Origin of the sequence: Acinetobacter sp. SM34 (assembly GCF_022012365.1) — a bacterium.
GTDB lineage: Bacteria > Pseudomonadota > Gammaproteobacteria > Pseudomonadales > Moraxellaceae > Acinetobacter.
This window is the reverse complement of record NZ_JAKLTP010000003.1, coordinates 242660-267451: the sequence shown is the minus strand read 5'-3', so window position 1 is coordinate 267451 and position 24792 is coordinate 242660. Positions and strand designations below refer to the sequence as shown.

At 43.5% G+C, this 24792-nt stretch carries 21 protein-coding genes and 4 tRNA genes; 14 read left to right on the top strand and 11 right to left on the bottom strand.

What is annotated here, in order from left to right; genetic code table 11:
• Positions 1-46: 46 nt before the first annotated feature.
• The 10 genes from pyrC (at position 47) to LZZ98_RS15485 (ending at position 6167) form a co-directional block, all read left to right on the top strand.
• On the top strand, positions 47-1081 hold the full coding sequence (pyrC, locus tag LZZ98_RS04385; RefSeq protein WP_237786799.1) for a dihydroorotase: 1035 nt from the start codon (positions 47-49) through the stop codon (positions 1079-1081).
• Positions 1066-1725, top strand: a complete 660-nt coding sequence (rnt, locus tag LZZ98_RS04380) for a ribonuclease T (RefSeq protein ID WP_237786798.1) — start codon at positions 1066-1068, stop codon at positions 1723-1725. Before pyrC ends, rnt begins: the two co-directional genes overlap by 16 nt.
• A gap of 20 nt (positions 1726-1745) precedes the next feature.
• A tRNA-Glu gene (locus tag LZZ98_RS04375) sits at positions 1746-1821 on the top strand.
• A gap of 235 nt (positions 1822-2056) precedes the next feature.
• Positions 2057-2200, top strand: a complete 144-nt coding sequence (locus LZZ98_RS04370) for a hypothetical protein (protein WP_237786797.1) — start codon at positions 2057-2059, stop codon at positions 2198-2200.
• A 482-nt stretch (positions 2201-2682) separates the two neighbouring features.
• Entirely contained in the window at positions 2683-4116 is a 1434-nt protein-coding gene (locus LZZ98_RS04365) for an amino acid permease (protein WP_237786796.1), read from the top strand.
• A gap of 158 nt (positions 4117-4274) precedes the next feature.
• Positions 4275-4350 (top strand) — tRNA-Glu (locus LZZ98_RS04360).
• Positions 4351-4671: 321 nt separating this feature from the next.
• A complete protein-coding gene (locus LZZ98_RS04355) occupies positions 4672-5565 on the top strand; it encodes a lysophospholipase (RefSeq protein WP_237786795.1) in 894 nt (297 codons plus the stop codon).
• Positions 5566-5692: 127 nt separating this feature from the next.
• Positions 5693-5768, top strand: a tRNA-Glu gene (locus LZZ98_RS04350).
• 10 nt (positions 5769-5778) lie between these two features.
• A tRNA-Glu gene (locus LZZ98_RS04345) sits at positions 5779-5854 on the top strand.
• A gap of 181 nt (positions 5855-6035) precedes the next feature.
• Positions 6036-6167, top strand: a complete 132-nt coding sequence (locus tag LZZ98_RS15485) for a hypothetical protein (RefSeq protein WP_269091551.1) — start codon at positions 6036-6038, stop codon at positions 6165-6167.
• Between the two features lie 20 nt (positions 6168-6187).
• Here the strand turns inward: LZZ98_RS15485 and LZZ98_RS04340 are convergent, their stop codons facing one another.
• The 6 genes from LZZ98_RS04340 to LZZ98_RS04315 form a co-directional block, all read right to left on the bottom strand.
• Positions 6188-7432, bottom strand: a complete 1245-nt coding sequence (locus LZZ98_RS04340) for an NADH:flavin oxidoreductase/NADH oxidase family protein (protein ID WP_237786794.1) — start codon at positions 7430-7432, stop codon at positions 6188-6190.
• A 100-nt stretch (positions 7433-7532) separates the two neighbouring features.
• Positions 7533-9122 carry an ABC transporter ATP-binding protein gene (locus LZZ98_RS04335; protein WP_237786793.1) on the bottom strand — a complete coding sequence of 530 codons (1590 nt, stop codon included), beginning with the start codon at positions 9120-9122 and terminating at the stop codon, positions 7533-7535.
• The gene (locus tag LZZ98_RS04330; RefSeq protein ID WP_237786792.1) at positions 9097-10110 is read right to left on the bottom strand and encodes an ABC transporter permease; all 1014 of its coding nucleotides are present in this window, start codon (positions 10108-10110) and stop codon (positions 9097-9099) included. The genes LZZ98_RS04335 and LZZ98_RS04330 overlap by 26 nt, the downstream gene beginning before the upstream one ends.
• Positions 10110-11174, bottom strand: coding sequence for a microcin C ABC transporter permease YejB (locus tag LZZ98_RS04325; RefSeq protein WP_237786791.1), 1065 nt, complete (start codon positions 11172-11174; stop codon positions 10110-10112). Before LZZ98_RS04325 ends, LZZ98_RS04330 begins: the two co-directional genes overlap by 1 nt.
• A 39-nt stretch (positions 11175-11213) precedes the next feature.
• A complete protein-coding gene (locus tag LZZ98_RS04320) occupies positions 11214-13052 on the bottom strand; it encodes an extracellular solute-binding protein (RefSeq protein WP_237786790.1) in 1839 nt (612 codons plus the stop codon).
• 26 nt (positions 13053-13078) lie between these two features.
• Positions 13079-16342, bottom strand: a complete 3264-nt coding sequence (locus tag LZZ98_RS04315) for a LysM peptidoglycan-binding domain-containing protein (RefSeq protein WP_237786789.1) — start codon at positions 16340-16342, stop codon at positions 13079-13081.
• A gap of 222 nt (positions 16343-16564) precedes the next feature.
• Between LZZ98_RS04315 and dnaQ the strand changes: the two genes are divergently transcribed.
• From dnaQ to nudC, 3 genes are all read left to right on the top strand, one after another.
• On the top strand, positions 16565-18037 hold the full coding sequence (gene dnaQ, locus LZZ98_RS04310) for a DNA polymerase III subunit epsilon (RefSeq protein WP_237786788.1): 1473 nt from the start codon (positions 16565-16567) through the stop codon (positions 18035-18037).
• A 126-nt stretch (positions 18038-18163) separates the two neighbouring features.
• Positions 18164-19810: a chemotaxis protein gene (locus LZZ98_RS04305; protein ID WP_237786787.1), complete on the top strand. Its 1647-nt coding sequence runs from the start codon at positions 18164-18166 to the stop codon at positions 19808-19810.
• Complete coding sequence (gene nudC, locus LZZ98_RS04300; protein ID WP_237786786.1) at positions 19810-20583, top strand: NAD(+) diphosphatase; 774 nt, start codon at positions 19810-19812, stop codon at positions 20581-20583. Before LZZ98_RS04305 ends, nudC begins: the two co-directional genes overlap by 1 nt.
• Position 20584: 1 nt before the next feature.
• Here the strand turns inward: nudC and LZZ98_RS04295 are convergent, their stop codons facing one another.
• The 4 genes from LZZ98_RS04295 to LZZ98_RS04280 form a co-directional block, all read right to left on the bottom strand.
• Complete coding sequence (locus LZZ98_RS04295) at positions 20585-21472, bottom strand: alpha/beta hydrolase (RefSeq protein WP_237786785.1); 888 nt, start codon at positions 21470-21472, stop codon at positions 20585-20587.
• A complete protein-coding gene (locus LZZ98_RS04290) occupies positions 21462-22145 on the bottom strand; it encodes a BON domain-containing protein (protein WP_237786784.1) in 684 nt (227 codons plus the stop codon). The genes LZZ98_RS04295 and LZZ98_RS04290 overlap by 11 nt, the downstream gene beginning before the upstream one ends.
• Positions 22146-22210: 65 nt before the next feature.
• The gene (locus LZZ98_RS04285; protein WP_237786783.1) at positions 22211-22639 is read right to left on the bottom strand and encodes a YraN family protein; all 429 of its coding nucleotides are present in this window, start codon (positions 22637-22639) and stop codon (positions 22211-22213) included.
• Positions 22639-23574: a penicillin-binding protein activator gene (locus LZZ98_RS04280; RefSeq protein ID WP_237786782.1), complete on the bottom strand. Its 936-nt coding sequence runs from the start codon at positions 23572-23574 to the stop codon at positions 22639-22641. Before LZZ98_RS04280 ends, LZZ98_RS04285 begins: the two co-directional genes overlap by 1 nt.
• A gap of 12 nt (positions 23575-23586) precedes the next feature.
• Here LZZ98_RS04280 and rsmI point away from each other — a divergent pair, with 12 nt between their 5' ends.
• Positions 23587-24426, top strand: coding sequence for a 16S rRNA (cytidine(1402)-2'-O)-methyltransferase (rsmI, locus tag LZZ98_RS04275; RefSeq protein ID WP_086198679.1), 840 nt, complete (start codon positions 23587-23589; stop codon positions 24424-24426).
• A 79-nt stretch (positions 24427-24505) separates the two neighbouring features.
• Here the strand turns inward: rsmI and LZZ98_RS04270 are convergent, their stop codons facing one another.
• Entirely contained in the window at positions 24506-24754 is a 249-nt protein-coding gene (locus LZZ98_RS04270) for a hypothetical protein (RefSeq protein WP_086175247.1), read from the bottom strand.
• Positions 24755-24792: the final 38 nt, after the last annotated feature.

Here is a 24792-nt window from a genome sequence, read left to right as displayed (position 1 = left end):
CACTTTATGGATTATCATTTGTTTTATTTCTTCGATTGAAATGGCCTTGAATACTCTTACTCTTCTCCAGCCAGACGATTGGCATGCTCATTTACGTGACGGTTTATCTTTAAAACGTACAGTTCCCGACCTTGCCAAGCAGTTTGCGCGTGCCATCTGTATGCCAAATACTGTCCCTCCCATTAAAACAGTTGAAGAAGCACTGGCTTATCGTGAACGCATTATGGCGCACGTTCCTGAAGGTGTCGCATTTGATCCGCGTATGGTGCTTTACTTTACCGATCAAACCCAGCCGAGCGAAGTAAAAAAAATCAAAGAATCTGAACATGTCAATGCCATCAAGCTGTATCCAGCTGGTGCCACTACCAATTCAGATAATGGCGTAAGTGATATTCGTAAAGTCTATGCCGTGATTGAACAGCTTGAAGAACATCAGGTGCCGTTGTTGCTTCATGGTGAAGTCACCCATAACCATGTCGATATTTTTGACCGTGAAAAACGCTTCCTGGATGAAGTGCTTTCACCACTGCTTAAACAGTTTCCAAAGCTTAAACTGGTACTCGAACATATCACCACCAGTGAAGCTGCCCATTTTGTACTTGAACAAGACCGCAATGTAGCTGCTACAATTACCCCTCAGCATTTATTGTTTAACCGTAACGATATGCTGGTTGGTGGTATTAAACCGCATTTTTATTGTTTGCCAATTTTAAAACGTCAAACCCATCAGCAAACATTACTTGAAGTTGCGACCAGTTCTAATCCTAAGTTTTTCTTGGGAACAGACAGTGCGCCACATTCAAAAAATGCCAAAGAAAATGCTTGTGGCTGTGCCGGTTGTTATAGCGCACCGACTGCAATTGAACTCTATGCGCAGGCTTTTGATCAGGCAGGCCGACTGGATCGTCTGGAAGGTTTTGCCAGCCACTTCGGTGCTGACTTCTATGGCCTGCCGCGCAATACCAATACCATTACCCTGGTAAAAGAAGAGCAAGTTATTCCGGAAAGTTTAGACTATTTGGATGGAGAACAGATTATCCCACTGTATGCGGGTAAGACCATCCAATGGAGAAAAGTGTGACAAATGAAACCCAACCAGTAATTGGTCAGCGTTTCCGTGGATTTTTACCTGTTGTTGTCGATGTCGAGACAGCAGGTTTTAACTCACAGACCGATGCCTTGCTGGAAATTGCAGCTATCCCGATTATTTATAATGAAGAAGGTCAATTTGTACCTGGTGAAGCCCACCATGCACATATTAACCCTTTTGCAGGGGCAAATTTAGACCGTCGTTCCTTAGAATTTATTGGTATAGATCCTTCAAACCCAATGCGCATTGCCATGGCGGAAGATGAAAAGACGGCGCTCAAGCGTATCTTTAAATCTGTGAATGAAGTTCGCCGTCAGCAAAACTGTACCCATGCCGTTTTGGTCGGTCATAATGCGCATTTTGATTTGGGCTTTGTCCAGGCTGCCATTGCACGTACCGGTACTAAAAATCAGAATCCGTTCCACAGTTTTTCTGTGTTCGATACCGTGACTTTAAGTGCCGTGATGTTTGGTCAAACCGTGCTGGCAAAATCATGTATTCAGGCTGGAATCGAGTTTGATGGTAAGGAAGCACACTCTGCTCTATACGATACTCAAAAGACTGCCGAACTGTTTTGCTATATTTTGAACAAACTCGCACCCCATCTACTTGACACTTTGGTGGCGGATCAATAAGATACCGCCATCTTCTAAACGACCCTATCGTCTAGAGGCCTAGGACATCGCCCTTTCACGGCGGTAACCGGGGTTCGAATCCCCGTAGGGTCGCCATCTATTTTCTCTTCTTGTTTTAATTCAACACTTCAATTTCTTTATTCTATTTTCATTCTTTTGATATCAATCGCTGCTTAAGCACAACTATATTTTAATTTTATAGTTTTAAAATTTTAGTTTTTTGCAGATTGATCGTCTGAGCACTGTACTTATGGCTTGGTTTATCGCAATTTACATGTGAAGATCAACTTATTCCGGTCAATACTCAAATCATCAGGTTGAAAAAGCCATTATGTTGAAAAAAGTTTTTATTGTTTTAATGATTCTGCTGCCTTCAGCTGTATATTTATATCTCGCCAGCAAAGATGAAGAACAAAGCAAAAATCCGGCAAATACCACAACCACAACTCCGGCACCCCAGCCGCAGAAATATTAGACACCAGACCACTAAATGTGGTCTTTTTTAAATCTACAGCTGTAATAGATCTCTTTCATAAATCAAAAATGTTCAATATTAGATTTTTTTAAATCAGCACGGCCTCATTTGATTGATTTAATTTTTTTACCTTTTCGTAGGCAATCTCTCTACTTTTGAAAGGTCAAAATGAGGATCTCAAAATATATTTTGAGTCCGCAAGAAAAACCTTTTATTTCCCATACACGACATCCTGAGTCAGTTTTAAGCACTGCTTTAAAATGCAGTGCAAGGGATGGGAAATGTGTGGCATCCATGCCACACTCATGAATCTAATATCGACTGAAATCTATTTTCAATTTTGGCTTTACGAACAATTTTTAGTTTCTAAAATAATTTATGAGAGAAGCCTAATGAGGCAATAATCATCAGCAAAAAATGATTTATTTGAAAACTCATCGAACAAACACTTAAAATAGTACTTTCAACCTATTATTTATTTTATGCAATCTCCTACCCAACCTTCGCAGCATTCGCCTGCCGAGGAGCGTAAGCCATCGCTCAAAAGAGCCATGTCTACACGTCACCTCATTATGTTGTCACTTGGTGGTGCCATTGGTACAGGCCTGTTTATGGGCTCTGGTGAAGTTATTTCACAAGCCGGGCCACTTGGTGCAGTACTTGCCTATATCATTGGTGGTTTAATCGCTTATATGGTCATGCTTTGCCTGGGCGAACTGGCTGTACATTTACCGGTATCCGGTTCTTTTGGTGCATTTGCCTCGAACTATATTGGTCCCGGTACAGGCTATATGGTGTCCTGGATGTATTGGCTGGGCTGGTCAGCCACCTTAGGTACAGAATTCACCGCAGCCGCCATTCTGATGCAGGAATGGTTCCCGCAAACCTCCATCTGGTTATGGACCCTGATTTTTGCCAGCGGCGTACTCATTTCAAACTTGAGTTCAACCCGTACTTTTGCGGAATCCGAGTTTTGGCTATCGATGATCAAAGTCGCGACCGTGCTGGTATTTATTATTCTCGGTTTCGGCAGTATTTTTGGCTTTATTCCATTCCAGGGTTACGAGTCTGCACCACTGTTCAGCAACTTGACTGAACACGGCTGGTTACCCAATGGCTTGATTCCGCTTTTCAGCACACTGTTGATTGTTAACTTTGCCTTTAATGGTACCGAGATGATCGGTATTGCCGCGGGTGAGACAGAAAATCCTGAAAAAAATGTCCCTAAAGCAATTCATGCTGCTGTATGGCGTTTGATGATTTTCTTTGTCGGTACCATCATCGTGATCAGCTCACTGCTTCCTTATACCGACGCAGGTCTCAATGCTAGCGCTCAAGGTGAAGGCCTAAGCAGTAGTCCCTTTGTCTCGGTATTTAACCTGATGGGTATCCCTTATGCCGTGGATATCATCCGTTTTGTGATTATTACTGCCTTGCTTTCTACTGCAAACTCAGGCCTATATGCCGCTTCACGCATGATGTGGGCTTTGGCTGCACAAAACCAGTTGCCACGTATCTTTGCCAAAGTGAGTAAATCAGGCGTTCCTGTCATTGCGATCTGGGTCACCATGATTGGCGGTTTACCAGGATTGTTATCTGAACAGTTTGGTGCTGATGTTATTTTTAAAAACCTGATGGGTATTGCGGCATTCACCATGGTGATTGTGTGGATGAGTATCTGCTGGAGTCAGTTTAACTTCCGCCGCCAATGGTTGAAGCAGGGCAATAGTGTTGCAGAACTTAAATTCCGTACCCCGTGGTTTCCGCTGGTGCCGATTCTTGGTTTTGTGTGCTGTACAGCCACAGGTCTAAGTATGGCCTATGATCCTGAAATGCTGTCAGGTTTTATTGGCTGCTTGCTGTTTATGGCCGCTTGCTATGCCAGTTATTACTGGTTATATCACAATAAAAATTAATGCCTGCTTGTATGATCAATTAAGCGCAGTGTAATAACTGCGCTTTTTTCTTGCAGACTTGTCATTTTTTATGCAATTAATTCAATATTATAAAAATAACACAATTACAGGTTTGACAGTCCGCTGAAAACTCCATAATATACGCATCACCTCCTAACGACCCTATCGTCTAGAGGCCTAGGACATCGCCCTTTCACGGCGGTAACCGGGGTTCGAATCCCCGTAGGGTCGCCATATATCGCTCCATACGATTTTCCAAAATTTAATTCTCATTATTATTCCATCGCAGATTTTTAGTTTGCATGATAACGACTCGTTTTATCTATTTTTTTAAGCCATTCTCTCTTTAATATCTGCTAAAAGTGATTGCACAAAAGCAGCCTGTAGCAATTATTATCTCCTTAAATTTTTAACGATCAGATCTTTATAAGAAGGCCTGCTATCATAGCTATTTTTTATGATAAGCAAAACTAACACATAAAAAGAGTGGTCAAGTACCGGTCTTTTTTTTAAGCTAAAGCAAGAGAATCACCTCTATAAAAACTCTGACCATGTATGAAAATCATTTTTATTCACGGCATGAATCAACAGAATTATGATCAACCCTCATTAAAACAACATTGGCTATCTGCTTTTCAGACAGGCTTACGCAATTCCCAGCAAAATATAGATCTTAACTCTCTGGAAATACGTTTCCCCTTTTATGGAGACTTGCTCAGTAAACATCACTTATATAACAGCCTAGACCTGGATACTTTTTTACCCAAGTCTATTGCACATTTACATCTTCCCTTTCATTTGGGACATAACGACACCATGGTGCAGGAACACAAACCTTGTATTCACTCCTTACCCATCTTTAATCCGGAACATTCTGAATCACTTACCCAGCGCCTAAGTGTATTCAGCGCGCTCACCAGAGACCATACCTTTAAAGAACTGGCACTATTTCTGAATCATTATCCCAAGCTGCATGAAACATTTATCCGTAAATTCCTGATTGAAACTTACCTGTATTTATCCAATCCAGACTTCATGCATGAAGTCCATCACCGGATCATGTCTTACCTTCATCCTGAGTTAGATCATATTATTGTGGCGCATTCCCTCGGTTCGGTCATTACCTATAACCTGCTGCATCAATATCCCCATTTTAGAATTCAGCGCTTTATTACCTTAGGCTCTCCCCTAGCTTTTAGAGTCATTCAGGAAAAACTCGTCACCCCGATTTCAAGACCACCTCAACTGCAGGGTGACTGGTTTAATTTTTATTCCCCAGATGATTTTTTGACTGCTTTTCCCTTGTCTGAACCGCCCTTCGATTTTGATCCCCCCATCATTAATCAGGCCATTACCACCTTCTTTCAAAACCCGCATAGTATTACCGGTTACTTGCAACATCCTGCCGTGATCAACAGCATCATTGAAGGTTTAATGCCTGAAAAATAGTGCATTTCAAAGTACTTTTCACATATTTGTTTTATTTTTATTCAGTTGAATAGGTTTTTAAAAATTATCCCGGAAAAAGGTTTGACAGGGTCTGCTATCCACCCTATTATACGCCCACCTCTGAAACGTCCCTATCGTCTAGAGGCCTAGGACATCGCCCTTTCACGGCGGTAACCGGGGTTCGAATCCCCGTAGGGACGCCAATACTTAGATGACCCTATCGTCTAGAGGCCTAGGACATCGCCCTTTCACGGCGGTAACCGGGGTTCGAATCCCCGTAGGGTCGCCATATTCGAGATTGAAAAATCTCACAAAAAAGCCTGATCATCATGAATCAGGTTTTTTTGTTTTTAAATGGATTGAATTTCAATATTGCTTGATCTTTGCTGCACATCTAAAAAAACTAGCTATTAAGCAATGATCATTTTAGACGTGTAGATCTGTTGTTTTGGTTTCCGCTACTGGCCTGCATGCAATCGAATACGAAATTTGCATCACTACAGCATATTCAGCGTTATCTGCAACAGATCCAAAGCAGACCTGCCTTTCAACGTGCATTGGAAAAAGGACAATGGTCTGCTGTGCAGTTTCAGTCTTATTGATCTAAAGAGTGGTCATCCAGTTAAGCACTACGACGTGAATTAATCTGGCCTTTAATAATGGTAGTAATATTATTTTTGGCATATTTCAAGAAAACTTTCAGCGGTGACAGTTTAGGATTTGGACGTTTGCCTCGTGCAATATCTTTAAACTGCGCGGCATACCAGATAATTTCCATAATTGCCATTTTATCGACCATAGGAATACCGGTTTTAATTTTATTCACCGCATAACGCACGTCCTGTCCAGCGATCAGTCGATCGGTTAAATCGGTTTCCACCGCCAATGGACGGGCAATACCAATAAAATCACAGGCACCACTGTCGAGTGCCGCATTCATCCCCTCTACGGTACGGAAGCCACCGGTCACCATTAAATGACATTGCACTTCTTTACGAATTTTCTCGGCAAAATCGAGGAAATAAGCTTCACGTGCAATGGTACTGGCTTTGCGCTTATCCTCTTTCGCGCCCGCCATAGCCGGAGCTTCATACGTTCCGCCAGAAATCTCAATCAAGTCGATTCCCGCCGCATCAATCGCTTTAAAGACCGCAACTACTTCTTCTTCAGTAATGCCGCCACGCTGGAAATCGGCCGAGTTCAGCTTCACGGAAATGATAAATTGATCCGAGGTTGCTGCACGAACCGCTTTGTAAATTTCTAGCAGGAAGCGCATCCGGTTTTCAATTGAACCGCCCCACTGATCCTGACGCTTATTGGTCAAAGGCGATAAAAACTGGCTAATCAGATATCCATGTGCACCATGCAACTGTATACCTTCAAAACCGGCTTTTTCGCAGATTTGAGCAGAGGTGGCAAAACGCTGAATAATGTCGTAAATCTCATCTTCACGTAATTCACGCGGTTTGCCAAATGTGGTTGCTAGCATCGGAGAGAAAGGTACCGCTGAAGGTGCGACGGTTTCCTTGTTTAGACCTTTAGGACACTGACGGCCTGGATGAGACAATTGAATCAGCTGCACCATGCCATATTTCTTGCCTAGTTCTGCCCATTGCTGTAGCTTGGCCAAATCACGTTCCGATTCAACCACCGCCACGCCCGGTTCATTCTTGGCACGAAAATCCACCATCACATTTCCGGTAATGGCACAGCCCAAACCACCTTTGGCCCAAGCTTCATACAGATTGAAATGCAACTGGCTGGGCTGACCCGCATCATTTGCCAAAGCCTCACTCATCGCAGCTTTGATAATTCTATTTTTAAAAGTGGTATTTCGAATGCTGGTTGCTTCAGCTAGATGGCTCATATCTCAATCCTGATTTATTTGTATTTATTTAGCTTTAATACCCTAAACGTATTCTGCAATCCGTCAATGACCATTCTGACAATATGACGTGTCAGTAAATTTAAACATACTGACTCGCCTCTATAAGTTGCTGGGTATATTCAGTTTGCGGATTTAAAAATAATTGTTCAGTGCTTTGAAATTCCATTACCTGTGCATGACGTAGCACCAAAACTTTCTGACACAGTGCTTTTACCACTTGCAGATCATGGCTGATAAATAAATAGCTGATCTGATGTTCCTGCTGTAAACGTCTGAGCAATTTCACAATTGCGCGCTGGGTGGTACGATCCAGTGCCGAAGTCGGTTCATCCAAAATCAGCAGTTTAGGACGTAGTACCAGTGCTCTGGCCAAGGCCACACGCTGACGCTGACCGCCGGATAATTCATGCGGATAACGTGTTCTAAAGCTCAGCGGTAATTCTACTTTTTCCAGTGCTTCATCAATGCGCTGCGATATTTCCATGGCAGAGAATTTTTTTAAGCCCAGACCTTCCCCAATGGTTTGCTCCACATTCAGACGTGGATTTAAACTGCTAAACGGATCTTGAAAGACTATCTGGAAATCAGCACGTAAAGGCCGTAACTGCTTTTCATTGCACTGGTTTATATCAGTGCCGAGCAGCACAATTTCACCATCACTTTTAATCAGGCGGGTAATCGCCAAAGCCAGCGAGCTTTTACCGGACCCGCTTTCGCCGACAATGCCAATCGATTCGCCTTGCATTAACTGCAAGTCCAAAGGTTCTACCGCGACAAAGTAATCTTTGACCCGGTTGAGCAATCCCTGCTTGATCGGAAACTTCACCGCAACATGATTTAAAGTTAATAAATTTTCAGCCTCTGTAATGTGCAACGCTTCACCAAAATCATGATTGAGCAAATCACGGGTATAAGCTTGTTTCGGATGTTTAAAGATTTCAGTAACACTGCCCTGTTCTTCCACTACACCTTTGTTCATCACAATGACCTGATCGGCATAGCGACGTACCAGATTGAGATCATGACTAATCAGGATCATCGCCATATTTCGGCTTTGCTGTAAAGATTTCAACAGTTTTAAAATCTGTGCCTGTAGCGTTACATCCAGAGCTGTGGTCGGTTCATCCGCAATTAAAATATCCGGATCTAGCGCCAAGGCCATGGCGATCATCACGCGTTGACGCTGCCCGCCGGAAAGCTCATGCGGATAACGGCGCAATTTATCTTCCGGATCGGGAATCCCTACATCCTTGAGCAATTCAATCATGCGTGCCCGGGTCTTCTGTTTAGACCAGCCTTGCAGCAATAAGGTTTCACCAATGATTTTTTCTACCCGATGCAAGGGATTTAAAGCGGTCATCGGTTCCTGAAAAATAATGGCAATTTTCTGGCCACGAATTTGGCGCAGCTGTTCAGTTTTCAGCGCCAATAGATTTTTCTGCCCCAGCCAAGCCTGACCTTGAATCTTTAAAGTACTCGGCAACAGTCCCAGCAAAGCCAGACTGCTAATCGATTTGCCCGAACCACTTTCACCGACTAAGGCAATGGTTTCACCAGCATGCAGCTGAAAATTCAGGTCAGCTACCAGCAGGTGATCTGCATGCTGAATATTTAAATGCTGAACGCTGAGCAGAGCTGGCGGATTATTGGCGTCTTGGATCGAATGCATCGCGTGTCGCCTCCCCAATATAAATCAATAAAGATAGGACGATGGCCAAGCTAAAGAAGCCAGACAACGCCAGCCACGGTGAATTCAGGTTGGATTTACCCTGCAATAATAATTCACCCAAAGAGGCTGCATCCGGTGGCAAGCCGTAGCCCAAGAAGTCCAATGCCGTCAGTGCGGTAATATTTGCCGTCAGCATAAAAGGGAGCTGCGACAGGCTGGAACTCATGGCATTCGGCAAGATATGGCGCAGCATAATGGTCCGGTCTGTGACTCCCAGACTGCGTGCAGCACGCACATAATCCAGGTTACGTGCCTTTAAAAACTCGGCCCGCACCAAACCCACCAGGGTAGTCCAGCCAAATAACAGCATAATCAGAAATAGCCAATACACATTGGGCGTAAACATGCTGACCAAAATCATCACCATGAATAACATCGGCAAACCACCCCATACCTCCAGAATGCGCTGCCCCAGTAGATCAATCCATCCACCGTAATAGCCCTGAATCGCCCCTACAGAGATTCCGAGCAATGCTGAAGCAAAGGTCAAAGCAAATCCAAACAGCAGCGATACGCGCAAGCCATAGAGTATACGCGCCAATACATCACGGCCCTGATCATCGGTGCCTAGCCAGTTTTGTGAAGTCGGTGCGGAAGGCACAGGAACTGACAGTTCCAAGTTAGGTGTTTGATAGGAGTATTTAATCAGCGGCCAGACTGCCCAGCCTTTTGCATTGATCAGTTGTTGCACCGCAGGATCTTTATAATCGGCTTCGGTTTCAAATACCCCGCCAAAAGTCGTTTCTGGATAAGACTTTAATACCGGCACATACAGTGAATGATCATAGCTCACCAACAGCGGTTTATCGTTGGCAATCAACTCTGAAGCCAGCGACAATACAAAAATAATGGCAAACACAATCAGGCAAGCAAAGCCGAGCCGATTCTCCTGAAAGCGCTTGAAACGCGCCTGCATTAAAGGTGACATTATTCAGCACCTCGCGAATCAAAATTAATCCGCGGATCAATCACCTGATACAGCACATCACTGATCAGTCGTAAAATTAGGCCCAGCAAGGTAAACAGGAACAAGGTGCCGAAAATTACCGGATAATCGCGCTGTTGAATGGCTTCAAACCCGAGCAGTCCCAAACCGTCCAGATTGAAAATGATTTCAATAAACAGGTTGCCGACAAAGAAAATGCCAATCAGCGCTTCAGGCAAACCGGCAATCACAATCAGCATGGCATTACGAAACACATGACCATAGAGCACCCGTGATTCAGTGAGTCCTTTGGATCGTGCCGCCAGTACATACTGCTTGTTTAATTCTTCCATAAAGGAATATTTGGTCAGATAGGTCAGCCCGGCAAAACCACCAATCACCATGGCCAGCAAAGGCAAAGTCATATGCCAGAAATAGTCTTTGATTTTGCCCAGCCAGCTTAGGCTGTGAAAATTTTCCGAGACTAGCCCCTGTAGTGGAAACCATTGAAAATATGATCCCCCGGCAAAGAAGACAATCAGCAATACTGCAAAAACAAAAGAAGGTACTGCATAGCCAATCGCGAGTAATAGCGAAGTAGATTTATCAAACAGCATGCCATGCTGACGGGCTTTTTTAATCCCCAAAGGAATAGACACCAGATAAATCAGCAAAGTGCTCCATAGACCCAAAGACAGCGATACCGGCATTTTTTCCCGGAGCAATTGAGTCACAGGTTTATCTTTAAAAAAACTGCTGCCAAAATCAAAATGGGCATAACTTTTTAACATGTTCCAGAAGCGGATATGCGCAGGCTGATCAAAACCATATTGGGCCTTAATCTTTTCTACCATTTCTGCGCTTAAACCTTTGGCACCCTGATAATTACTTTTGGCATTTGCTGTTTCACCCCCGGTAGCACCAAGGCCCTGAAACGTTTCCGCCTGTTGAATCGCCTGTTCGACTGGCCCGCCGGGTGCAATTTGAATCACCACAAAGTTAATCAATAAAATGAAAAACAGCGTGGGAATAATCAGCAGCAGTCTTTTTAGTATATATATGCCCATCGAAACAGTGTTCCTTGTGCCTGCGTTATGACTTATTGTTTATTTCTGACGTAAATATTGAGTGACTTTTTTCGCTTGTTCGGCATCGCTCCACCAATAGTCAATACCAGATGAAAGCTTGGGTTTTACCTTAGGCTGATGATACATGTTCCAGTAGGCAAACCAGTTTTCTCCCTTACCATAGGTCGGAATCTGATAATAACCGGCACGTAACAGGCGATCCAGCACTCTGGTTCTAAGTACCAGTTGCTCACGATTCGGCGCATGGATAACCTGCTGAACGACCTCATCAATCACCGGATTTTTAATGCCTGCATAGTTGTAATTACCCGGCTGATCTGCCGATGCACTGCCCCAGAACTGTGCCTGCTCATTGCCCGGATTGAGCGACTGCGGCATCACGTTGGTGGTCATGTCAAAATCCTTGCTGCGCATACGCTCGATATATTGCGGCACATCCACATGGCGAATCGCAACTTCCACTCCCAAACGTTTCATATTGCGGATAAAGGGCATTAAGGTGCGCTGCAAACCATCCTGATGAATCAGAAATTCAATCCGGATCGGCTTGCCTTGGGTATCGAGCAAATGGCCATTTTTAAAGGTATAACCAGCTTTTATGAGTAGCTGACGTGCCGTGAGCAGATTATTGCGGTTAAACCCGCTGGCATCCGACACTGGATATTTCCAATTCTTCAACACACCCTGCCGCTGAATGGGATTCAGTTTGGCTAAATAGGGTTTTAAAATTGCCAGCTCTGCATGGTTTGGCGTGCCTTTGGCTTCCAGTTCACTGTTGGCAAAATAACTTTGCAGCCTTTGATACTGGCCATAAAACAAGGCCTTATTTTGCCATTCAAAATCGTAAGCATAACTGATGGCCTGACGAAATTTAATATCTTGAAAAGGCGCACGGCGGGTATTAAACACAAAACTTTGCGTTGGAATGGGATTATGATGCTGGAACCTGTATTTCACCACCATGCCTGCTTTGACCGCAGGAAAATAATATTCAGTCACCCATTTACGCGCGGTAAATTCTTCATGCAGGGTATATTGGCCCGACTTAAAACCTTCAAAAGCAATATCTAAATTACGGTAGTAGACATACTTCAAACGGTCAAAATTATAACGCCCCTGATTGACCGCCAGGTCTTTGCCCCAATACTTGGGGTTGCGTTTATAGCTGATGCTACGCCCGGCATCTATACGGTCAATCAAATACGGTCCTGAACCCAAAATCGGTTGCATGGTGACCCGGGTAAAATCCTTATGCTGCCAATCTTTTTTGGAATAGATCGGCATTTGTGCCAGAATCAGCGGCATTTCCGAATTATTGCCAGACTTAAAACTCATCTTGATCGCATATTTGGACAACACATCAGTTTTATCCAAATCGGCCAGATACATTTGCAGTCCCGGATTAGACTTGGTTTTATAGGTATCAAAACTGAATTTGACGTCTTGTGCAGTCACTTCACTGCCATCACTAAAACGCGCTTTGGGATTGAGATGAAAAATAACGTATTTGGTTTGATCAGGATCATACGTTACTTTTTCGGCCAGCAAGGGATACATTACCCCCGGCTCATCCAGCGAATTCGACATCAGCGAATCAAACAGATATTCCACCCCGTCCGTTGAGCTGCCTTTGCCATTCATACTGTTTAGATTGTCAAAAGTACCATTGCTGGCTGTACTTAAATAACCGCCCTTAGACGCTCGGGCATTGGCATAAGGCATGACTAACAAGCCAGCATATTTCGGCTGGCTATGTACTGCAATGTAGGGCGTAGTCTGCACAGCAGCCCACAGCCCTTGAGTCAACAGACTCATCCCACAGGCAAAACTCAAGCGTTTTGCGATAGCAAATGACATCTAAATGACTCCCTGTCTTTGCATTATTATAAGTTTGGAACTTTAATCACTTCACCAATACGCAATTGGGTATCTGGTTTGATCGCATTCATTTCCGCCAGTTTATCTTTATCTAATCCATAACGGTTAGCCAAACCGATCAAAGTGTCACCGCGTTTGATTTTATATTCAACCACAGTTTTAGGAATAACAATCTGCTGCCCCACGCGTAAACCGGCACGGGCATTCAAATCATTCATCGCCGCCAATTCAGCAACCGATACCCCTGTCCGACTAGCAATCGCATTTAAAGACTCGCCCGCTTTCACGGTATACGCATCGGTACTTTTCGATGATTTCACTGCTTTTGTTACCGCTGCTTCCGCCTTAGTTTCAAGCTGGGGCAAATCACCCTCGATTTTTAAGCGTTGCCCGATACGTACGCTGGAATTGCGGGTTAAACCATTTAACGCTGATAAATAATCCAGCTGTAAATGGTATTTTTTCGCAATGCTGCTTAATGTTTCACCCGGTTTCACCACATGGCTATCGCTCTTTTCAAAGCTGACTTTTTCAACTTTGACTTCTACTTTGTTAGCTGCTGCGATGGGTTCTTCACCGCTGAGTTTTAAACGCTGCCCCACGCGTAAACCCGTATTGCGGTTAATCCCGTTAATATTGGCAATATAATCCATGCCTAAATTATATTTGGCAGAAATGGCCGACAGACTATCCCCGGATTGCACGGTATAACTCTCCGGAACAGTTGAACTTGCAGGAATTTTAAGGGTTTGACCTACCCGGACGCCACTGTTGTTGGATAATTTATTCAGCTGTGCCAATTCGGTTAAGGAAATTTTCGATTTAGCTGCAATGCTCGACAGGGTATCGCCACGTTGCACCTGATAATTTTCCGTTTTATAAGATGGCTCAATGACTACCGGATCTATTTTAACTAGACTCGCTTTTTCTTCTGGCTTATTGGCCACTTCATGTAAGGGTACATTAATTTTTTGTCCCACCATTAAGCTACTGCCTGCAGTTAACCCGCTGGTTAAATCAGCCAACTCCTGATTGGACAAGGCATAACGGTCAGCAATCAGTTTGAGATATTCACCACGCTTAACCACATAAGGTTTGGTCTTCACTTTGGCAGTGGATTTTGAATTATTAGTCTTGGTTTCAGCAGTATCGGAATTACTTTGCGCAGTTTCTTTTAACGATAATTTTTGCCCAACCCGCAAACCACTGCTGACCGACAAATTATTGTACTCTGCCAATTGTTTGACCGATAGGCCAAATTGGCTAGCCACCCCGGTCAGACTATCATTGGCTTGAACCACATAAGTTTCCGGCTGTGCTTTAGACTTGCTGCCTGAAGTCTCTGTACTTTGTGGTTTGGCATCGTATAAATAAATGCTGGTTCCCACGTACAGCGGAGAGTTTGGATCAATCTGGTTCCATTTGGCTACATCGCGCCAGTTCAGGCCATTTTTCATGGCAATGACGGCTAAAGTATCGCCCTGTTGAACGGTATAAGTACTGCGTTTTCCTTTCGGTGCAACCACTACAATTTCAGTATCTGTCTTAACGTAATTTTTACCTTGGTTACGTTTAGCTTCATCTGAATCAGGCTTGGTATTTTCCGCAACACCTTTTGGATAAGCAAACCCTTTGGTTAACTCCTTACCTTGCTGCTCAGCCACTGACAAGCTAGTTTGAATGGCAGTTAACTTAATTTTGCCGTCAAATGGATCGACAATTTCGGTGCCTTTCGGTGCAATGGCTTTAATTTCTGCCACCACTTTTTCCTGTTCAGCTTTACTTGCCACAGGCTGAAGCACCTGTTCTACCGTTTTATTTTCACCGTCTGCTTTCACGGCCGCCATAATTTGCTCACGCTCAGCCGCAGACAATGGTGGCTCTACAGTCACTAGCTTGACATTGGCCACCTGACTCACCGCAACAGGAATACGTGGTGCACTTGGAATATCACTATTTGCAGCAAAAGATGCCAAGGCATCAGACCCTTGAGGCGTAGCCATACGGGTTGTGGTCGAAGGCTTGGTTACCGTTACAGGGTTTACTGCTTTAATCGACGTACTGCTGACCGGCTGAGAGGTTTTGGTGGTGCTTGCGGTTAATGCCGGTGGAGCTGTTTTTACCGGATTAATCACTTGAGTATTTAACTCAGGTGGATTGCTTCTTTCCGGGGTAAAAGGTTTTGCAGTGCTGGCCCATAGCGTACCCGAATTTGGCGAGAGCTTTTTAAGTCGGGCATCAATAGCAGGGCTTAAATCGGCTGGAATAATAATCTTCATCGGGCTTTGCTCATCGACCCAGTCCCCACGATGCCCTGGATTCAACTGATATAGCTCGGCACGGCTTAAACCAGTCACCGATGCCACTTCATTTAAACTCACCGGCCCCACCGACACTTCCCTAAAGTGCGGACGGTTAGCAATCGGTGGTAGAGACACCCCATAGGCATTCGGATTCTTAATAATTTGCGCCACCGCCAGGAAACGTGGCACATAGTTCATGGTTTCCTGAGGCAGTTTCAGTGACCAGTAATCCGTAGGCAGACCTGCCGCTTTATTTCGGTTAATGGCTTGCTGGATACGTCCCGGGCCTGCATTGTACGCCGCCAAAGCCAGTTCCCATGACCCAAACTGGTTATATAAGCCGCCTAAAAACTCATAGGCTGCACGGGTCGATTCCACCACATCACGGCGGCCATCATACAAACTGGTTTGTCTTAAACCGTAAATACGTCCGGTACTTGGAATAAATTGCCACATCCCGGCTGCTGCTGCACTACTGGTCGCTGCAGGGTCATATGAACTTTCAATAATCGGCAATAAAGCCAGCTCTGTCGGCAAACCACGACGTTCCGCTTCTTTCACGGTATGATAAAGATAACGAGATGCACGGGCACTTAAACGGTCCAGATAAGGCTGTCGAGAAACAAACCAGCCGCGCTGAGCTTCAATACGCGTATCCCAATGGCTCTGATCCATCTTGAAACCCACGGTCATACGTTTCCACACATCACCATGTTTCAAGATCAGCAAGCGGTCACCTTCTACCGCACTCATATCTGTTGCAGACAATAAATCTTCCAATGAATCCAAGCTGTCGGCATCCAGATATCCGGATGAACCCACCATTTTCGATTTTGAGCCATGTGTTACACTCTGACTTGAGGAACATCCTGTCAGTCCCAAAGCAGCTAAAGCTGAACCCAGTACAGTTATTTTTAAAAAATTGGGTAATGTAGGCTGCCACAAAATCGCGGTTGGTTTATACATAAAAAAATCCAAACAACTCGTATAAAATTTATTTTTTAGATCTGCCATTGTAGTGAAGCATGGGGTAGACACAAGCGATTAATTTAGCGCGATTTCACTATAAATGTTACAAGAATTTAAAAAATAACCATGTAATACACTTTTAAGGTGGAATTGCGTTATACAATATGCCAATCACTTGGTTTAACTTGACTCTTATTTTAGCGTTCGGATTTGGTTTATATGACTCAAACAATCACTCTCTATGTCGATGGCGCTTGTCGTGGCAATCCTGGTTTAGGCGGTTGGGGTGCATATATCATTACCGAATCAGAAAAGCATAAAATTTATGGTGGCGAAGCAGAAACCACCAATAACCGCATGGAACTTACCGCGGCAATTGAAGGCATTAAATTTTGTCCTCCAAATGCCAAACTGATCATCTGGACCGATTCCAAATATGTCAAACAAGGCATTACCGAATGGATTCACGGCTGGAAAAAGAAAAACTGGAAAGATGTCAAAAATCCGGATCTGTGGAAATTACTGGATGCGACTTGTCAGGGTCGCGACATTGAGTGGAACTGGATTAAAGGTCATGCCGGACATCCAGGCAACGAAATGGCCGATCAGCTGGCCAATCAGGGTGCCGATCAAACCTTAAAGATTATGAAAAATCCCTTAGCATCTGCCGAAACCAACTTAGAACAAGTGGATATGCTGGATAAAAAAAAAGCTGAAAAGGACTGGTTATTAGACGATCCTTTTGGTTTCGACCTGATCGAAGCCGAGCTGCAAGATGACAGCGAAGTTTTGGAGAATGCAGCTTTAGAAAACGATGCTTTAGAAAATCCAAGCTTAGACAGTCAGGCTTTAGAAAATACGGAACAGGAAAACCATCAGGCAGATAGCTTGCAACAACTAGCGGAAGTTCCAGAACCTATTTTAGCAAGCGCAACACCTGCTTCGGATAAACCACTACACCCGCATATCGTGATTACCCCACGAACCAAGGAAGTTCATGGTCCACGTCAACTGATTCTGGATACTGAAACCACCGGTTTCTATTTTCAGGACACGGACCGGATTATTGAGGTCGGGGCGATTGAAATGGTCAACCGCAAACTGACCGGCAGCTCCATTCATATTTATATCAATCCGCAAAAACCTGTTGGCGAATCTGAAAATATTCACGGTATTTCAGATGAGTTCCTGAAAGACAAACCGCTTTACGCAGAGATTGCTAATGTGCTGTTTGACTATTTAAAAGGCGCAGAAATTATCGCGCATAACGCCACCTTCGATATGAACTTCCTTGATATGGAGTTCAAGCGCGCAGGCTTTGTTGCATTATCGGAAGTATGTGCAGTAACCGATACCTTGGCTATGGCCAAGAGCAAGCACCCGGGACAAAAAAACTCCCTGGATGCTTTGGTACGCCGTTATGAAATTCCGCAACGTGACCGTACTTTCCACGGTGCGTTACTGGATGCCGAAATTTTATCGGATGTCTATCTGGCCATGACCGGTGGTCAGGTTTCCTTTGATATGGATACCCTGACTGAAGCCGAGCAACAACAAGGCCAAACTGCCCGTACCACTGTGCAAATAGACCTGCCTGTGATTTTACCTTCAGCTGAAGAACTGCATGCACATGAGAATTGGGTCAAACAATTTGCAGAAAAACATGGAACAGCTTGTCTTTTTGCAAAATAAAATCTACATTTCTAGTGGTTTTTTGTATTTAAACGTTTAACAGTTACGTTATAGTTAAACTCAAAGAAGTTTGGCCTTGAACGGGCTACTCATAAACAGATAAAACACTAGGAAAGGTGCAGATCCATGTCTTCTTACCAAACCTCTATTCATTTTGACCCGACTGCATTGCTGATAATAAAAAATGAGGTTGATAACTCAATTAAATTAGTTGAATCAGCGGTTAGCACCTTGGCAGAAGACCACACTTTACCCTTTGGTATTGACGATGCACTGAATCAGTTTGAACAGTGTGCCCAGGTTCTTGCCCTCATTGACATGCAAAGCCTGGCTAAAATTGCTCAATATTCTGCAGAGTTAATGCGCAAGATCATGGGGAATCCTGCTCAAATTAACACCCAGGAAGTGATTGCCTTAAGCGAAGGCACCACCATGTTAAAACGCTACATCGAATTTATTTGCTTGCGCGAAGTGAAAATTCCACAATTTTTACTGGATACCTTAAACCGTCTAGAAATCGTGCTGGGCAAACCTCTTAGCCATGAAGGTCAGCATATTGAGCCTTTACTGGACTGTATTACTCCTGATTTTAAGCTGCCTCAAGCACCAAGCCTGGAAAAGTCGCAATATGTACATCGCCTGTACAAACTCTCTTTAAACAAGCTGATTAAACAGGAAGAAACTGAATTAGATCTGCAAGCGATCAAACTGGTCGGTGCCTATTTGGCAGGTCTGGCAGAAAATACGCTAAGCAAACAATACTGGAATCTGGTGCATGTTGCATTTAATCAGGTGAACCATTTATTGATCAATGATGCACGTTTACGCACCCTGGTCAGCATTGAACGCAATATGGCCCAATATTTCAGCGCGCCAGATCGCTTCAAGCCCAACCTATCTGATCTAGCCAATATTTTAAGCCTATGTATTAGCCAGGAAGATGAGACGGCTCAACATATCCGTAGCCAGCTGAATATTGGTGAAGATCACTTAACGGATACACAATTGCAGGTGTTCAGCCGACATCTCTATGGCCCTGATTTTGATACCATGCATACCATCAGTGAATTGGTGAGTGCTGAAATGGAACAAATTCGTAATGATATTGAATTTAACTATCAAAATATGACAGCCGAGAAAACGCAGCAACTACAAGCGCAATTAATCAGTCTGGCCAATATCTTTAAAGTATTGAACCTGAATGAAGCATATAAGGATTTATCGCGTCAGGCTGCATCACTCAGCCAAGGTGATATTTTAAAAGATGAAAATTTTGCACAGCAGTTGATGAATTGCATTTTGTCAGCAATGAACTCGATTGGGGTTCTGGAACGCCATTACACCTCAAGCCGTTTACAACTTCGTGTAAATAATATGAACATTTCTTTAGACCGTTTAGATGAAGCACATGAAGCTTTATTAAACGAAACTAGAGCTGTGATTGACCTTTCTAGTCAAATCTTGATGCAGTATCTGCAAGATCAAAATCTGGCTGCACTTGAAAATATTCCTACTCAATTACGTGAAATTGGCGGTGCTCTGCTGTTCTTAAATGCAGAATCGGGTCGAACTTCATTGAATACGGCTGCAACCTTTATTCAACAGCAAATTGAAAATGCTGCAACGATTACTGCTGAACAAATCAACCACACCCTCGATACTTTAGCCAGTGCCGACATGCTGATTGACAATTTAAAATCAAAACAGCCTGTCCTGCAGTCCATGTTTGATGTAGCATTGCAAAGTAGCGAAAAACTGAAAACTGTTGCCTAATGTCTGAATTGTCACTTGCTTATATCTTTCATCAACATCAACTTCTAGTCGATGAAAACTTTCAGCTCCCTCGGGTAGAACGTTTAGCAAGTGACCTTCACTTCAGCACGGGTGATCAAGTGATTGCCCGTGATCTTCATGAAAACGAACCTATTCCTGCAGGCTTGCAACTGGTTCCTATCCGTCAATTGTTAACCTTGTGGGATACCCAACAGTTTGAAACCGCCAGTCGTGCCATCCAGCTGTTAGAATGGCGCCGCAACCACAAGTTCTGTAGTCATTGTGGACATCCAACTGAAGCCCATGCAACTGAATATGCCATGGTTTGCCCAGCATGTGGTTATCATCAATATCCACGGGTACAACCCTGCGTCATCACCATCATTACCCGCGGTCAAGATGAAATTCTGCTGGCTAAAAATGCCAACAACAAAAGCAATATGTACGGCCTGATTGCCGGTTTTGTTGAAGTCGGGGAAACTTTAGAAGAAGCAGTACGCCGTGAAACAATGGAAGAAGTCGGTTTAAAAGTAAAAAATGTGCAATATCTTGCCAGCCAGCCCTGGCCTTTCCCAAGTAACTTGATGCTAGCCTTCCGTGCTGAATATGCTTCTGGAGAAATCAAGCTTCAAGAAGCAGAAATTAGCGATGCGCAATTCTTTAAAATGGATCAACTGCCTGAAATTCCATTTAAAGGCAGTATTGCCTACGCCATGATTAAACACATTACCGAAGGTCATCCCGTAGCAGATGACACCCGTGAATGGCTGTAAACTAGGGTTTTAAAGCTTCATCCAGAACCGCCAAAATTTGTTTCTTGGTCTGAAAATAACGGCTAAACAGACTCGATACCGAACCCATAATAGACACATGTCCTGTTCCGGGAATGGTAATCATTTGGCTATGATTGCCCTTTTCCTGCAAAATACGGTGCAAATCCTGCGAATTACTATGCCCTACAACTTGATCATTGGAAGCCAAAAACAGGTAATGCCGCACCTGATTGGATTCAATAAAATAGTAAGGCATCACCTGCTGATAAGGCACACTCTGGTCAAAGGCCTCTGCACATAGCGGATCATCTTTATAATCAAAATGATAGGGTCCCGACAAACCAATAATGGCACGAATCTGAGAACGGCATTGCAGACTATAAGGATGGGGATGATACAAGGCCGACATGATATTAAATGCACCGGCTGAATGCCCCATCAGTACTATTTTTTCAGTCCGAATATTCAATCTGGATTGATGCTGAGTCAAATAATTCAGCGCCAGACTCAGGTCATCAATATAACTTGGAAACACATGTTCTGGTGCAAGATGATAGTTAATCACCGCAACGTCATAACCTTCTTTGGCAAAGGCTTCACCAACAAAACGATAATCTTTTTTATCACCGTGCAACCATGCCCCACCGTGGACAAACACGATTAAAGGCCGCTGCTCAAGCGGAGATGCAGCGGAGAAAATATCAAAACGCTGACGTGCTTTTAAGCCATAAGCAATATTTTCATGCAGCGTATAACCTTTGCGTGGGGTTAAACGGTTAAGGGCATAACTGCCAAAATCGTAAAGGCGAAAATCTTTGTAGAGTATTTTCGCTTTTTCGACCTTTTGCTGGATTTCCTTTCTAACTGCTTGTACAACCTTATTGAGCATAGGTTGGCTCTGCTTGATCGGGATCAATGGCCACTGGTGTCTGTTCCACCGGTTGTGCATTCACAAGCGCACTACTCAAGCTTGAAGTCACTGCTCTAGACTGTTCAATATTATCAATCAGGGTAATGATTTTAGTGACATTGCCAACTTGCTGCAGCACTTGGTTCAGATCATTAATTTCTGCGGTATTTAAACGCCCCATCACATATAAAACACCATCTTCGGTGTGAATGCGTACTTTACTGTCAGATACCACTACGGCTTTCATAATCAGGCCGCGGGTATTCGCAGTCACGGTGGTATCTTGCATGATGGTGCCATAACCAATCTGGTTACCGACAGTAATGTAATTATGCACGGTCTTCACATCACTCATGGCACGGACATTATCTTCAGCCAACTGCTTTAAGTGTGCATCAGGCACTTGACCGGTTAATAATACATTGCCATGAAAACTTTCAATATTAACGCGAGATTGTTTAAAGCGACTGTCTAATTTATATAAATTGATTTTAGCGGTACGTTCTATAGAGGAATCAATAAATACCTGTCCAAGAGAACGGGCGCCACTTTCTGTACCTACCGGGGCTGACCCTGTGCCACTTGAGATAAAACTTGCACAACCAGATAAACTTGCTACACACAGTAACGTCATTGCAATACGGTTAAACACTCAGCAAGACTCCTAATCGTTAATTTAAATTCTATTTTATGTCAGCATTTACGCTATGATTTTGTTCAAAGATTAATAAACTCTTGATCAAAAGTAAAAGCATTTTCAATCCATTGTTGATCATAAGTGAATTTGGAAAAATCTTGCTGTATGGTTTTTGCAAATTGTTGAGAAAAATCAAAACAAATCACATCGAAACGACAATAACAAGTTTGATATTCTGGATAGGCATGCAAAAAACACAGTGCCGATTTCATAATCTTGCGTTGTTTGGAAAAAGAAATGCTTTCACAGGATTGAGCATATTGGGTCACTGAACGCGCTTTAACTTCGACAAAAATCAGTTCCTGAGCTTTATGTACAATTAAATCAATTTCCCCATAACGACAATGATAATTTGCCACAAGCAACTGAAAACCGTGCTCCCTTACTAACTTTAACGCTTGCTGTTCAGCCCATTGCCCCAATTTTAAATGCGCTGGAAGATTTGACATCACAATGCCCTGATCCCTTTTTTGGTATTTTCATAACAATGGGGAATCCGGTGAATTAGGTTATTATTGATTTGAATCAAGCCAGTACGTCCCTGAAACTGTAGGCTTTTTAAATGGGGGTCTACCAAATACTGGCTTGCAATATGCCAGGCATCACCACCAAAGGCGATCAGTCGCTGATAGGCCATGGAAACGCTGTTTTGCTGATTGGCTTGCATGACATCTGACCATTCAGTGTCATATAAAGCCGGAGCATCACAAAACTTCACCCCTACGGGTAATGCCTGATCTTGTTCAATAGCATTAGCTAAGATATAGATGTTTTTATGTGGCAGCTTTACCAGCTTATTTAGCCAGCTATTATTGCCCAGTAACAATAAACCGGTTTGTTTATTTAATTTTTTCGGGGCTCCCTCAATTAAATTCAGCGGGTAATCAGTCTGGGTAAGCAAAGAAATCAAAAACAGTTCATTGTCAATTTCAGAATCCTTTTGCTGCAAAACATACAGCTCTTTGATCTGGTCATTTTGTAATACCTGATCTAGCGCCACCGCATCATCCTGCTTGGACAAACTGAATTGTCCCACATTGGCAAACTGCGATGACACCTCATTCAGAGCCAAAACCCGAACCTTCGGCTGCGCCTTGATTACAGCTTCCACATCTTGACGTGCCAAGGGTCCAATCACCAGTTGGGTTTTTTTATTGACATTTTGTTTAAGCAACTGCGCGATTTGTTTTTTGTCCGAGTTTACAAATCTAATTGGCGTTTTCAGGTCTGATGCCTGATAAGCACTCATAAAACCCTGTTTGATACTTAATCCGGCTCGCGCCAAAGGTCCCGATTCGGGTAAAATGACCAGCACTTCAGCTTGGGCGTGATTCAAAATGCAATACAGGATGAAGCTCATCAATATTTTTTTATTATTCAACATTGGAGAAACCTTATGAGTGCTCAGTTATTTGTTGTAGCGACCCCAATTGGGCACTTAGATGACATTACTTATCGTGCTATTGATATTCTAAAGTCTGTAAGTATCATCGCGGCAGAAGATACGCGCACTTCTGCTCAATTATTAAAGCACTTTAATATTACAACTCCGCTTACTGCCTGTCACGAACATAATGAAAGCAATAAAATTGATGTATTGATTCAAAGATTACTAAACGGCGAGAACATGGCGCTGATTAGTGATGCAGGAACGCCGCTGATTAGCGATCCGGGTTTTAAACTGGTTCGTGCAGCTCAGCAACACAATATCCGTGTGGTTCCGGTGCCTGGTGCATGTGCAGCCATTGCCGCGCTGAGTTCAGTCGGTTTACCGAGTGACCGTTTTAGTTTTGAAGGTTTCTTGCCTTCTCGCCAAAGCCAGCGTCTTAGCCAGTTAGAAAAGTTGAAAGATGAAACCCAAACCCTGATTTTTTATGAAGCACCGCATCGCATCCTGGAATCGGTGAAAGATATGGCACAGGTGTTTGGTGCAGATCGTCCTGTGGGTTTTGCGCGTGAAATTACCAAGACCTTTGAAACCATCAAAAAGATGACTTTGGCAGAACTGGTGCAGTTTATTGAAGCTGATCACAACCAGCAGAAAGGTGAAATTGTGCTGGTGATTGGCGGTGCAACTGAAGAAAAAGATCTGGAACAGGAAAAACTGGACCAGTTGTTGAGCCGTTTATTACAGGACTTATCAGTGAAGGCCGCTTCGCAACTGGCCGCAGACTTGACCGGAATTAAAAAGAAAGTGGCTTATCAACGTGCTTTGGAACTCAGCAATAAAATCTGATCGGCTGTCAGTTCAAAACAAAAAGCATCACCAAAGTGATGCTTTTTTATTCTGTAGAAAAACCCGGCAAAAGATTCAATTAATCTTTTGCTGACTCATCTGCAGGTACTTCAGTGATGCGACCACCACGAGCAAGGAAAGCAGCAACTTCATCTTCCAAAGCTTGACGCTGTTTCAGTTTGGCAGTCACTGTAAGTGTTTCAGCTTCGGCAACATCACCATCAGTTGCAGTTGTATCACTGTCAGATGCACCTTTTTCAGCAGCTTTTGCTTCATCTTCATCGACTGCAGTTTCTTCTACATCATCGTAGTCATTCATATCTGTCATCTTTCTTTCTCCCCACCAATGACTTCTATCAATCCAAT